Consider the following 14,164-nt stretch of genomic DNA (forward strand, 5'->3'; position numbering starts at 1 on the left):
TTGTCAGCGATTTGTGTCTATTGCATTTGTTTCTATTACAAGAGCGATTGTAGCGAATTGTTTCCCAAAAAGTAACATGTCTGGTCGTATTCTCTTATATCTTTATTGTATGCAACACAACCGGGACTCGCAATTTAGTCCATAAAGGTAAAAGTTTTACAGGTTCAGTTACAACTTGCAGGTTTAATTAAAAATAAATATATGTAACAAAATTAAAATCATTTTTAAAACAGAAAAAATATACAGTCGTTTTTCTGTTTTTTTAATTAGAATGAATGATGATGGTTATCGCACTCTATATCAATATCCATCTAGGGGTCATACTGATAATTGTAATCTCATGAAAAGGTGCGATAATATCCGGACTGCCACTTTTGGAAGTTCTTTACTGGCGATTTATTTGGATTTATTTTCTAAAATTGGCAAATGAAAGGTTGATCGATTTCCCCAAAACAAAAAGCAGTTGAAATTGTTAAGAGATAGCTTGACTACATTAAACTATTTCTATTTTCGTCCATCGAAGTGGTTTACTTATTTGCAAACGAATATGAACAAGATATACCTCACACTGCTCCTTGTGGCACTTGCTTCAGGAGTTTTTTCCCAGACTAAACGACCGATGAACAGAGACCATTATGCGAACGAATGGGCAAAAGTGGCTGATTTTGAAAAGAAATCACTTCCCCGGTCAGCTGCGGATGTTGTGAACACCATTTTACAACAGGCAGTAAAGGATAGAAACAGTCCTCAAATCATCAAGGCCTTGATCCATCAGGGAAAGTATGACCTGACGCTGGACGCGCAAAATGATACGCTTATTTTCCGGAACCTGAATGAAATGCTGGAGAAGAGCAGCGATGTGGTGGAACAATCGGTATTGCACTCCATGCTGGCAGAGTTGTACTTGCAGTACTATCAGAAAGACCGCTGGAATATCGACCAGCGTACCGATTTAGGTGATTTCGTGCCGGCCGACATGAAGGAGTGGACACGCAATATCTTCTTCCACAAAGTCGTGGAACATCTGGATGCTTCTGTTGCCGCTGAGGGGGAACTGGTGGAGGTTAAAGTGGAGTCCTATGCTGCTGTGGTGGAATTGGGCAAGGCTTCGAGACGGTTTTACCCTGCCATGTATGATTTTTTGGTGCGGCGCGCCATAGAGCTGTCGGGGCAAATCGATCAGGATGAGGACCTGAGCCGTGTGCTGGCAAGGAAGAATATCCCGCGGGAGTCGTTGTTTGCTCCGGCCGATGAGTTTGTGAAGTTGTCGTTCACTCCCCAACAGGCGGAATATGGATTATTGATACTGGAAAATTATAGAAAGTTGTTGAGTTCCCTGTTGCGTCGAAATATGGATAGCTCGGTTTTGCTGGTCGAACTGGAAAAATCGGATTATTTGAGGGATCTCTCTTATTCTACCTATATTTCTCTGGCACGCCCGGCATTGGAGAAGTTACTGGCAAAATGGGAAGGGAACGAAATGAGTGTGGAAATTATCGACAAGCTGTCTCAATTTTATCTACTCGAAGTCGACCAGACCAATGCGGAAGATACCATTCAACGCAGGGAGAAAACAGCACAGGTATATGAATTACTGAAAAAAACAATAGCCGCTTTCCCGAAATACGAGCGGATATCGATACTTCAAAACAGGTTGTCGCAACTTACACAGCCCGCTTTTACGGTTACAGGGGCGGGTACTTTCCCTAAAGAGGGTGATAAAGAGTTAAAAGTGAATTTCAAAAATATAGGGTCGCTCACCGCAAAGCTGTATCGCATTCACTCACCCGTGGAGATGTTGGAAGAGAAATCGAAAGTGAGAGGCCAGATAGCCGGAAAACGTGTGTTGATCAAGGAAATACCTATATCTTTGCCGGACACGCCTGAATACTGGCAAGGAGAGACAACCTTTACGGTCAACCCCGGAGGGTTCGGTAGCTATATGTTGACTTTCAGTTCCTCCCCTGGAACCAATGATACCCGGGAATCAGATTATTATTTTTCAGTCTCCGATATGGCTGTTTTCGCCCGGGGATATTCTGATAATCAATATGATTTTTTCGTGGTGGACAGAACGACCGGTATTCCTGTCCCTGATGCCAAAGTCGATATTTATAAACTGCCGGCTAATTGGAACAATTCGAAGCTTACCTTGGATCAATCCATCACTACCAATGCGTTGGGATTGGCTGTGTATCATAAAAAAATTCCCAATAACGATGTCTTTTATCACGCTGTTTCAGGGAATGACAAAGGCGCCGCATTGACTCGATTGCCCTCGGCTTTTTATAGTTACTCCGACCGGACGGTCGAATCGCGGGAAATGACAAATATTTTCACCGACCGAAGCCTCTACAGGCCCGGACAGACAGTTTACTTTAAGGCGATACAGGTTCGCAGAGATGCCGGGCGGCAATCGGTGATTGCCGGTAAACCTCTTGAGATTGTATTGAGAGATGCCAATAACAGGGAGATCTCGAAGCGGACCTTCACGACGAACGAATTTGGTTCGATAGCGGGTGAATTTGTGTTGCCGCGAGGTGTGCTGCCGGGACATTTCACGATCGGATCCGGAGAGGGAACGGTGGGTTTCCGGGTGGAGGAATACAAACGGCCTACCTTTGAGGTGAGGTTCGATAAAATAGAGAAAACCTATCAATTCGGTGAGGAGATCACGCTGAAAGGAAAAGCGGAAAGTTTTTCAGGTATCAGCCTTCAACAAGCGAATGTGGAGTATGATATTACGCGAATGCAATTGTGGTGGAGGATATGGAATGGAAGGAGTTCGGGCCACTATGCCTCAGGTAGTGTGACTACCGGCCAAGACGGTGGCTTCGAGATTACCTTTACTCCGGAAAAACCCGATAGCCAAGCCTCTTCCAAGGTGGTTTATGCCTTTGAAGTGGCAGTTGCGGTGACCGATATTAACGGTGAAACCCAAACGGGATATTATACTGTGACGGTGGGGGATGTCTCCATGATGTTGTCGTTGGACATGCCTGACAGGTGGGCAAAGGAAAGTGATGAAAAGATTATCATTTCAGCCAAAAATCTGGACGATAACGATGTGACAACCGGCGGAACTTACCGGATTTTTTCACTTCAAGAAAACGATTCTATCGGCCCATTATCGGCAGAAGGAGAATTCAAGACCGGAGAACAACCGGCATTGAAAAAACAACTGTCAGGCTTGCCATCGGGAAAATACCGCGTGAAACTGGAATCGAAAGACGACAGGGGAAATTCCATTGTGACAGAAAAAGATATTATCCTCTTTTCTTATTCCGACAAGCGCCCGCCGATAAAAACCAACGAATGGCTTGTACAAAAGAACAGCAATTTCTCGCGCGGTAAAGACGCGGAAGTGATCCTGGGAGTATCCGACAAAGTGCATGTTTTGCATGAATTATGGCAGGGGGATAAATTGCTGGAGCGGAAATGGATCGGATTGGATAATGAAAACAGGCTCTTTTCGATCCCCTATAAAGAACAATACAAGGAAGGTGTCACCCTGATGCTTACCTATATAAAGGATGAAAAGTTCTATGCGCACAGGGTGGATCTCCTTCCCGAAAAGGAGGAGACGGACCTAAAGGTGAAATTGGACGTGTTCCGTGACAAAATCCGTCCCGGCGCGGAAGAGGAATGGCGGATCACGGTAACCGGTGCCGATAATAATCCCGCATTGGCAGAGGTGCTGGCGTCGATGTATGATTTTTCGCTCGACAAAATTTATGTGTCATCGGATTGGTATTTCTCTCCTTTTTCTTATGCGCGCTATTTCTCGAGGATGGGATTCTCCACTGATCAATCGTTCCATGCCGTCACCGCCCATAGTAATATACCCGTACAGTGGAAGAATGTTACTGCTTTTGAATTCGACCGTTTTCACTGGTTCGGTTACTCGCTTTTCTACTCCGGCAGGATGATGGTGAGAAGTGCCAAAGCGGGCAATGCGCAGCTGCAGATGTATGCCGGTGCGGAGGAGATTATCCTGGCGGAGGATCTTGCCGGTCAATCTTCGGATAGGGCAATCGCGGAAGAAATCGAGATTACCAGTGGCGAAGGAGCTCAGGCCCCCCCTCCCGCCCCTGCCTCCAGAGGGTCCGGGCAAGAAAATGAAGCCCTTCAGATACGGCGCGATTTCAACGAGACCGCTTTCTTCTTTCCCCATCTCAAGACCAATAGTAAAGGCGAAACCCAGATTGCCTTCACTGTTCCGGAGAGCAATACGAAATGGCGTTTCCGCGTGCTGGCGCACGATAAGGAACTGAATACGGGAAAGGCCGAAGCTTTTACCGTGTCGCAGAAAGAATTGATGGTGACGCCCAATCTGCCGCGTTTCCTTCGTCACGGTGACAGGACGGCTATTTCCACCAAGATATCCAACCTCTCTGATGGCAGCGTCAATGGCAACGTGAAACTGGAATTCTTTGATCCGGTCACGGAGGAGGTGATCCATCACATATCGATCGAGAACCGTGAACAGCTGTTCTCATTAGCGCGGGGTGCCTCTTGGGATGCATGGTGGACATTCGATGTCCCCGCCGATGTGGATATACTTGGTGTGCGGATCTTAGCCAGTAGCGAGCAGTTCAGTGACGGTGAGCAACATGCGTTGGCCGTGCTTCCTAACCGGATGCTTGTCACCGAAAGTATGCGGATGGATCTGAACGGTGGACAGACCAAGCAATTTTCCATGAACAGGTTGGTCGACAGATCGTCCGAAACCATACAGGATTACCGTTTGACGCTTGAATTTACTTCCAATCCCGCATGGTATGCGATACAGGCATTGCCGGTGCTGGGTGAGCCGGATAGCGACAATGCGGTTTCCTGGTTTGCTTCCTACTACGCTAATTCGCTGGGAGCACATATCGGACAGGCATTTCCGAAGGTGAAAGCCATGGTAGAGGCGTGGAAAAAACAGGGTGGCAGTAAAGAGACGCTCCTGTCAAATCTTGAGAAGAATCAGGAGTTAAAGAGTGTGTTACTCGAAGAAACTCCCTGGGTGCTGGAAGCCCGGAATGAATCGGAACAGAAAGCGCGGCTGTCGTTGCTGTTCGACCTGAACCGTAGCCGCGACCTTACCGGTGCCGCTATACACAAGCTGTGGGATTTGCAAACCAATCAGGGCGGATGGAGTTGGTTCAAGGGCTTCCATCCCAGCGTAAGCATTACGCAATATATCCTTCACGGATTTCATCAGTTAAAACGACTGGGAGCCGCGGAGTCGTCGCAAGAGATCCTTTCAATGCAGGAGAAAGCGGTTTTTTATATCGATACTGAAGCCCAACGCCGCTTCGAGGCGCTGAAGAAATACAATAAAGAGTGGAAGAATATCAAAACCATTTCCACCACCGACCTTGAATATCTCTATGTCCGTTCAGGTTATTCCGGATATCCGTTGGACAAAGAAGGGGAGAAAATGACCGATTTTTATCTTTCAATCATCGAAAAGAACTGGACACAATACGGATCATATGAACGCGCATTGATTGCCATGCTGATGGGCCGGAAAGGGAAAACAGGCGTGGTGGAAAGCATATTGGCTTCTTTCCGCGAGCATGCCACCCGTTCAGGGGAAATGGGCATCTATTGGGCCAATAACCGCGCGCAGGTGTTTATGTCGCAATCTGCCGTTTCGGTGCACACCTTTATCATGGATGCTTTCCGTATCGGAGGAGCGAAGGCCGATGAAATGGACGAAATGAAACGTTGGCTGTTAAAACAGAAACAGACACAGTTGTGGGAGACTACCCATGCTACGGCAGATGCCGTATATACGCTATTGAATACCGGGAGCGATTGGTTCATCCCAGAAGGGGAAACAACCGTGACATTGGGTGAACTGCGTGTGGAACCTGAGAACAAGGAACCGGGAAGCGGCTATTTCAAGGAGTCGTGGTACCGTGCCGAGGTAACTCCAGGAATGGGTGAGGTCACGGTGAGGCATCAGGGAAACACTCCCGCGTGGGGCGCGCTTTACTGGCAATATTTCGAAGATATGGACAAGATTGAAAAAACCGACGCTTCGCTCGACGTGGAAAAGCAGCTTTTTGTGGAGCAGGCTACCGCATCCGGACCACAGCTGGTGCGGATTACGCAGGATAGTCCATTGAGGGTGGGAGACAAGGTGGTCGTACGTCTGACGGTACGGAGCGATCGCGATCTGGAGTTTGTCCATTTGAAAGATATGCGTGCAGCCGCTTTTGAGCCGGTCAACCAGATTTCAGCTATGGGATGGCAGAACGGGATTCCCTATTATCAGACATCGAAAGACGCCTCCACCGGTTTCTATTTCGATCACCTGCCCCGGGGTACCTATCTGTTTGAATATGCGGTGTATGTGAGCCGGCCCGGCAACTATTCCAACGGCATCACCACCATTCAGAGCATGTATGCCCCTGAGTTCACCTCGCATACCGCCGGAATGAAAATTATTGTTAAAGAATAAACAAGCTTTAAACGAATTTGTTATTTTTGTAATCTTATTATCTGCCGGGCAAGTTGCTGAAGTGGCAGGAATCTCTAAACGTGGTGAGAAATAAAATGATCATATGATGAAGAAGTTAAGTTTAATAGTATTATTTGCCGTGTTGGTCAGCGGCATTGGTTTTGCACAGCAGAAACCGGATATGGATTTTAAGAGAACAGAACATAATTTCGGGACTATCAAAGAAGAGATGGGCTCGGTTTCCACGCAGTTTGAGTTTACCAACACAGGCAAAAGTCCTCTTATTATACAGCGGGTGTCGACATCGTGCGGGTGTACCACTCCCAGTTATACAAAAGAGCCGGTGTTGCCGGGTAAAAAGGGAACCATTTCCGCCACTTATTCCACTGTACGTCGTCCTGGGACATTTAACAAAACGATCAGGGTGTATACGAATGTTCCCGATACGGTATACTTACTCACTATCAAAGGGAACGTAACGCCCAAACAATAAATATCGTTTCGATTGATAATACAAACCGAATGACCTATCTTTGCAGGAGTTCATTCGGTTTTTAATTTGCTTGCACTATGATGGAACATCCCGAGAATGATCCGAGATATAAAGGACTGATTGTCAATAAAGGTGTGGCTCGCCCACCCAGTGTGAATCCTTATTTACAGAAAAGGACAAAAGAGCATGAGCGTTCTGTGGCGGAATATGCGGAGGGTATCTTGTCGGGCAACAGGGTGGTGCTTAGTCAGGCTGTGACACTGGTGGAGAGTTCGCGACCCGAACATCAGGAGAAAGCGCAGGCTATTATTGAACAGTGTCTCCCCTATGCCGGTAATTCAATCCGTGTGGGTATTACGGGCGTTCCCGGAGCCGGGAAAAGCACCTCTATCGATGCGTTCGGGATGCATCTTTTGCGGGAAGGCCACAAATTAGCGGTATTGGCGATCGACCCTTCGAGTGAGCGGTCGAAAGGGAGTATCCTTGGAGATAAGACGCGGATGGAGAAACTCTCTGTAGAGCAGGATGCTTTTATCCGTCCTTCTCCTTCCGCGGGATCCCTGGGAGGTGTGGCGCGCAAGACACGCGAGACCATTGTCCTCTGTGAAGCGGCCGGATTCGATTACGTCTTTGTGGAAACCGTAGGGGTAGGGCAGTCGGAGACGGCAGTCCATTCCATGGTCGATTTTTTTTTACTGATCCAGCTTGCCGGTACAGGTGACGAGTTGCAGGGGATCAAACGCGGGATCATGGAGATGGCCGACGGCATTGTGATTAATAAAGCTGACGGGGATAACATCGAAAAGGCGAAGATGGCCCAGCGTCATTTCAGCAATGCGCTGCACCTTTTCCCGCTTCCGGACTCGGGCTGGCTGCCTAAAGTGTTGACCTATTCCGGATATTATAAGCTCGGCATCACTGAGGTATGGGAGATGGTGCACAACTATATCGATTTTGTGAAGGAAAACGGTTATTTCGACCGTAAACGGCAACAACAGGCCAAATACTGGATGTACGAGACCATTAACGAGCAGTTACGCAACAGCTTCTACCGTGACCCTGAAATTACCGCCTTATTGCGAAGACTGGAGGGCGATGTCCTCAGTAATCGTAAAAGTTCTTTTATTGCCGCCCGGGAAGCACTCGACAAATATTTTTCGCGAAAATAAAATCCAGCCCAATGAATAACGTATAAATTTTTTTCTTATTTTTGTGTCATTGTCTACACGGCGCACTCTTCTAACGGTTAGGAAAATTGTTTCTCAGGCAATGAATAGCGGTTCGATTCCGCTGTGCGCTACTTCACTAACCTCAATTTCCATTCCTAGGTCAATCACCGGAGAACACAACGAAAAATAATCCCTCCTGAAAGAATGATGAGTCATTCCAATTTTTTTACGCTTGCCCTATCATGAAATATCCCTATAAAAGGGGATGCTCTGTGTGAATAATGATTACTTATGGGGATTGTGTGTGTGGATTGACGTTATTAATTTTGCAGACCTGATAAAATAATTACTCGTAAAATTCAAAACAGTTTCTTAGCTTAACGGAAACAATCATTCCCTTCGGGCGTTTAATGATTATTTTAAACATTTCGGTTTCATATTGTTAGTAAGAGCTTGATGAAAATGGAAAATTTAATTAAATTTGCGAAGTTTCTGTCATTTTGTTGTTTGGGTGAATGGTTGGAAAAGAGATAGTGTCTTTTTTGGGGATACATCTTCTTGAACCGAGTATAATTATATTGTCGCGTCGATATTCCTTTACGCTTTTTGTTAAAACAGCAAGCAAGGGGTTGGGTTATCATTTTTGTCTATTTTTATCTGGTTTGTTCAGTATTTTCTATTGAAAAGGGATTGCTCTTTTAGGTTAAATTATATCAAATGAAAATTCGTTTTACTTTAATTGTTTTATTGCTTTTCACTTTCTCCGGAATATGCGTATTTGCGGGAAAAAAAGCAGGAAGTTTTGCTATTGTCGTGGATAAAGAGGTGATGGAAAATTGTGAGCCTTCCATCCACAAATATGCCGCTTCTGTGGAGGCTGATGGTCTCAGGACACATGTTATTGTGGACTGCTGGAATATCCCCGATTCCATCAGGGAAGAGTTGTATAGGTTGTATCGGTCCGATAATCTTGAAGGTGCGGTATTTATAGGAAACATACCGGTACCCATGATTAGGAATGGTCAACATCTTACCACAGCATTCAAAATGGATCAACGCAGGCCATGGGATCAATCTTCGGTTCCGTCCGACAGATTTTATGATGATTTTGATTTGAAGTTCGATTATCTTAAGAAGGATAGTGTCAACGAGCTGTATCATTACTATAATCTGTCTGCCGAGGGGGCACAGTCGGTATACAGCGAGATCTACAGCGCGAGGATTAAACCCCCCGTGTACGATGGTCAAACCCGATTTGAGTTGATTGACAACTATCTGGAAAAGGTTGTGCGGGAGAAGCAAGCTGCCAGGAAAATATCCAATATCACCTATTTTACCGGTCACGGCTATAATTCCAATTGCATGGTTTCCAGAGCGGATGAGAGGATAGCGCTCACATCTCAGTTTGTCGACCTGGCAAATGGGAAGGGGGCACTGAACTATATTGACCATAGTTATGACGATTATGTGAAACACCGACTGATGGCCGAGATGGGGAGGGAGGATCTTGATTTGGCTATGCTGCATCATCATGGCGCGGACGATGCGCAACTCCTGAATGGCAGTCCTGTTAGCAGCACGGCCAGCGCGTGGTTGGAAATGTCCAGGAAGTTTTTCAGGGGGAAAATTCGAAGTGCCAAAGACTCCCTGGCCGCGAAGCAGTATTATATAGATAATTATAATATCCCGGAATCATGGATAGACGATGTGTTTCACCCCGAGGTTGTAACGCGCGATAGTCTGATGGACGCTTCACTGGACATACATATTGAAGACTTGAAAGATTATAAGTCAGGCGCCCGTTTTGTGATGCTGGACGCATGCTTTAACGGTTCATTCCATCTGGATGACTATATCAGCGGGCATTATATCTTTAACCCCGGACACACCGTCGTGGTGAAAGCCAATTCCGTCAATTCTCTTCAGGATATATGGCCCTATCAGCTTATAGGACTTCTGGATCTTGGTGTGAGTGTGGGCAACTGGGCAAAGGAACTCTTTACCCTGGAGTCACATCTTATCGGTGACCCTACCTACCGGTATGTGAGCCATAGGAGTGACCTGAATGGATTGAATGAAGCCATGGCACATAGAAGGAATGATGTCAAATTCTGGAAGGGGCTTTTGAAAGATAATAATCCTGAGGTGGAAGCATTGGCCATAAAGATGCTCTTTCATAATGGGAGAATTTCATATGAGGAGCTCTACCGGATTCAGACGGACAATCTCAAACCTACCGTGCGGTTAATGGCTTATTTCCTGATCCATAAAAAATACAACGAGATGATTGTTCCATCCATCAAAGCCGGATTGTATGACAGCTATGAGTTGATACGCCGGTTTGCTGCCAGGGACGCGGCGGACAACCAGTCACCCCTTCTCTTAGAGGACATTATTAAACTGCGCTTGTCGCCGGGGATAAGCAAAAGGGTTGACTTTCAGATCAAGGGCGCGACGGATGTCTATCCCCGGGAGGCAGTCCTTGCCGCGTATGATGCCGAATTGAAAGGAAAAGAAGGGATATGGTACGAACGGAAAGCCCAAGAGAGAGAAAAGCTGGAGAGTTCACTCTCCGGCACTCAAGCTGATTTTGAAAAACTGCTTGATCCGGCGGTTGAATCCCGTAACAAACGTTTTACGATCACCGCGCTCAGAAACTCCAATAATGTAACCTGCCTCGATCATTTGTTCCGTTTTATGAAAGAATCCGAGGATAATGATCTGAAATTTCTTCTGGCGGAGGCATTGGGGTGGTTTACCCATTCTTGGAAAAGGGATGATATTGTGGCTTTTTGTAAAGCGCAGGCTGCCACCGAGAGCGATGAAGCGGTGAAGAATGAGTTGTTGCGGACCATAAGGAGATTGACAGATTGAATGTTTTAGCTAATTTTATTTTAGAAGTTGTTTTGAATTTTTTCATCCATTGTTTTTTAGCTGTTTTTTGATGGATTTGGATTTTCATTGATTGAAATGTGGCGGGCCACTTAAATGAAATGAAAGTTCAAAGTCGCGAAAAAGGGCAAAAAACAATAGGAAAGAGTGGAAAAACAAGCGTGAAATAATTACTCGTAAAATTCAAAACAGTTTCTTAATATAGTTATAAATTATGGATAGACACGGAATAGTGAATCCGGGACTCCCACCCGGGAAATTATTGTCGCGGGTATTAATTTTGATAATAGCGCTGACGTTGGGATCGGTTAAGGGATATGGCCAATCCGCTTCCACCACGTTGAGAGGTAAAGTGGTGGAGACCGGGAATGGATATGCGCCGATTGAATTTGCGACCGTGCAACTCTTGCCAACGGGACTGGCGACAGTCACTGATAGCAGGGGTGAGTTTCAGTTCGACCAATTGTCCCCGGGGCGTATCAATGTGAAGGTCGATTTCCTGGGTATGGAAACAATCGACACTACCTTCACGATCGCATCGGGAGTTACTGAAATGACTTTCAAGATGAAAGAAAGGACCTTCAGGCTTGCCGAGGTCACGATAGTAGCCCGGGAGAGCAAAGCGGGAAAAGCCACTTCTTCCTCCATCTCAAGGCAGGCGATGGATCACCTTCAGGTCACTTCCCTGAGAGATATTATGCAACTCCTGCCGGGAGGGGTCGTCTCTCCTGAAAGCGGACTTGCCACAGCCAAGACATTTACCATCAGAAGTCTGGGTGCGGATCGTTTGAACGCGAATATCCCCATACCTACTGACGCGGCCAATATGAATAGCATGGGAACTGCGATCGTGATTGATGGAGCTCCTTTGTCGAACAACGCGAACCTGCAAACCCTGTCTCCCTCTATTAGCGGTGGTGGAGGTTCGGTCGGCGGAGGATCTTCACCCAACTCAGGGTTGGATGTGCGTTCACTCTCCACGGATAATATCGAATCGATCGAAGTGATCCGGGGTATTCCCTCGGTAGAGCATGGCGACCTCACCTCGGGAGCGGTTATCATAAGATCCAAGGCGGGGCGTGAACCGCTGACGATACGGCTCAAAACAGATCCCAAGATTTACCAGGCTTCGGTAAGCAAAGGGATAAGTCTGGGTGAAGGAAAAGGAAATTTGAATCTGAGCGGTGATTATGCGTATGGCATTTCGGATGCTACCCAGGCCTACGCCTATTATCAACGCGCCACCGCGCGGGCAATGTATTCCAACCGGTTCGGGAGACAACTTTTCAGCAACACTTCTTTTGATTTTTCCTTAGGCAAGGATACCCGGGAGATGAATCCCGACGACCAGCGGAACCAATTGGAAACCGGGGCCAGGGATGTGGGGGTAAGGTTCAATACCAATGGAACATGGAACCTCAATAAAGCTTGGCTGAGAAACGTGAAATATGCCCTTTCGGGTAGTTACCGGGATAAACATTCTTTTAGCAAAGAACTTCTCGGCAATGCCTTTTCCGCCTATTCAATGTCCAATACCGATGGGGCCGTGCTGAGCAACAGGCCCGGTCAGAAGGTGTACGATGCCGATGGAAAAGAATTGACCCATATCCCATCGAACGAGAGCGGGCTGATTGCCACCTATCTTCCCAACGAATATATGAGCAGGTATGATATCTACGGCAAGGAGGTCAATTTGTTTGCCAATATCAATGCTTCTTTCTCAAAGAGAGTAGGGAAGGTCACCAATAGGATATTGACAGGGGTGAACTTTAAAACCGATGGAAACCTCGGTGATGGAAAGGTATATGACTTGAACAATCCCCCTTATAGAAATCTGAGTTCGAAAACAAACTCTTCTCCCAGACCCCGGAAGTATTCCTCCATACCTTTCGTGAATCAGTTCTCGCTATATGCTGAAGACAACCTCTTGTGGAGAGTGGCCACGCGGGAGTTGAGCGTGCAGGCGGGGCTGAGGTATGATAATATAAACGCCAAAAGTGTTTTTTCACCCCGTACCAACTTTGCCTTTGAGGTGCTGCCCGATAAATTGTGGCTGAGAGGAGGAATCGGGGTAACAGCCAAAGCGCCGACTGTGTTATATCTCTATCCTGAGGAGACTTATTTTGACTTTGTCCATTTTAACACATTGAATTCTTCTTCTGTGCCCGAAAATGAACAACTTCTTTTGGCATCCACAAGGGTGTTTAATACGCGGAACAAAGATCTCAAGATAGCAACCAATCATAAGAAGGAGGTGGGATTTGATGTAAGGATCAATAAAATGCGTTTTTCCGTAACGGCATACGATGAGCAGTTAAAGAACGGGTACAGGTTGGGAAGGACTATCGACTCCTACCGATGGCTGGAGTATACCGAATACGAAGAGGCGGTCCACAACCCGGGAGCAATCCCGACGTTACGTGAGAAGGAGAATGGAAAACATAATATCTTCGTTTCCTTTGCAACCCCTTTAAATGATGCCAGATCGCATAACAGGGGGGTGGAGTTCGATTTCGATTTCGGCCGCATCAACGCCATACGCACCTCTTTTGTGCTGAACGGAGCCTATATGCGTTCTACCGACTGGAATGACGGGCATAGCTTCAGTAACCAGAAGAATCGTAATGAACTGGAGAGGAATATAGGTATCTATGAAAAAGGAGTGGAGAGGCTGGAAAGGGAACGTCTGACCACTACGCTGAGAGCCACTCATAATATTCCTTCTATCGGATTTGTGCTGACCACCACTGCCCAGGTCAGTTGGTTAAACAAGTACTGGAATGAGTATGGCAATGACACCACTTTCGTTGCTTATATCTCAAGGTTGGACGGTAAGGTGAAACCTTTCAATGACGACGTCCTGCAAGCAAATCCGGATGAGTTTTCCTATTTGTTTGAAACCCGGAGTTCCACCCGGCATGTGATGGAGTCCTATTTTCCTGTAGTCCTGCTTAACTTCCATCTGACAAAAGAGATAGGGGAGAACCTGAAGGCTTCGTTTTATGTGAATAATATGTTTAACCGCAGGCCGTTATATGAAACCAAGCGTTCGCCCGGTTCATTTATCAGGCTCAATATTCCCATGTATTTCGGCTTTGAGCTTGCCATGAAATTAAAATAAGTATCCCTGCTGTTTGGGACAGGGTGGTTTAA

At 46.4% G+C, this 14,164-nt stretch carries 5 protein-coding genes; all 5 read left to right on the top strand.

Going from position 1 to position 14,164, the window contains the following annotated elements; translation table 11 throughout:
* The first annotated feature begins 547 nt into the window (after positions 1-547).
* The 5 genes from D7D25_RS00930 to D7D25_RS00950 all read left to right on the top strand — a co-directional run bounded on the left by D7D25_RS00930 (position 548) and on the right by D7D25_RS00950 (position 14,132).
* Positions 548-6,457 carry an alpha-2-macroglobulin gene (locus tag D7D25_RS00930; RefSeq protein ID WP_122967093.1) on the top strand — a complete coding sequence of 1,970 codons (5,910 nt, stop codon included), beginning with the start codon at positions 548-550 and terminating at the stop codon, positions 6,455-6,457.
* A 103-nt stretch (positions 6,458-6,560) separates the two neighbouring features.
* On the top strand, positions 6,561-6,950 hold the full coding sequence (locus D7D25_RS00935) for a DUF1573 domain-containing protein (RefSeq protein ID WP_185140193.1): 390 nt from the start codon (positions 6,561-6,563) through the stop codon (positions 6,948-6,950).
* A gap of 80 nt (positions 6,951-7,030) precedes the next feature.
* Positions 7,031-8,119: a methylmalonyl Co-A mutase-associated GTPase MeaB gene (gene meaB, locus D7D25_RS00940; RefSeq protein ID WP_122967349.1), complete on the top strand. Its 1,089-nt coding sequence runs from the start codon at positions 7,031-7,033 to the stop codon at positions 8,117-8,119.
* A 717-nt stretch (positions 8,120-8,836) separates the two neighbouring features.
* The gene (locus D7D25_RS00945; RefSeq protein WP_122967094.1) at positions 8,837-10,993 is read left to right on the top strand and encodes a hypothetical protein; all 2,157 of its coding nucleotides are present in this window, start codon (positions 8,837-8,839) and stop codon (positions 10,991-10,993) included.
* Positions 10,994-11,225: 232 nt separating this feature from the next.
* Complete coding sequence (locus tag D7D25_RS00950) at positions 11,226-14,132, top strand: TonB-dependent receptor (protein ID WP_122967095.1); 2,907 nt, start codon at positions 11,226-11,228, stop codon at positions 14,130-14,132.
* Positions 14,133-14,164 lie beyond the last annotated feature (32 nt).

This window comes from Proteiniphilum sp. X52, from assembly GCF_003712195.1.
Classification (GTDB): domain Bacteria; phylum Bacteroidota; class Bacteroidia; order Bacteroidales; family Dysgonomonadaceae; genus Proteiniphilum.

Bases quoted from the DNA above. Each gene is read 5' to 3' on its own strand.
- D7D25_RS00930 (WP_122967093.1), top strand. From the start codon at position 548: ATGAACAAGATATACCTCACACTGCTCCTTGTGGCACTTGCTTCAGGA.
- D7D25_RS00935 (WP_185140193.1), top strand. From the start codon at position 6,561: ATGATGAAGAAGTTAAGTTTAATAGTATTATTTGCCGTGTTGGTCAGC.
- meaB (WP_122967349.1), top strand. From the start codon at position 7,031: ATGGAACATCCCGAGAATGATCCGAGATATAAAGGACTGATTGTCAAT.
- D7D25_RS00945 (WP_122967094.1), top strand. From the start codon at position 8,837: ATGAAAATTCGTTTTACTTTAATTGTTTTATTGCTTTTCACTTTCTCC.
- D7D25_RS00950 (WP_122967095.1), top strand. From the start codon at position 11,226: ATGGATAGACACGGAATAGTGAATCCGGGACTCCCACCCGGGAAATTA.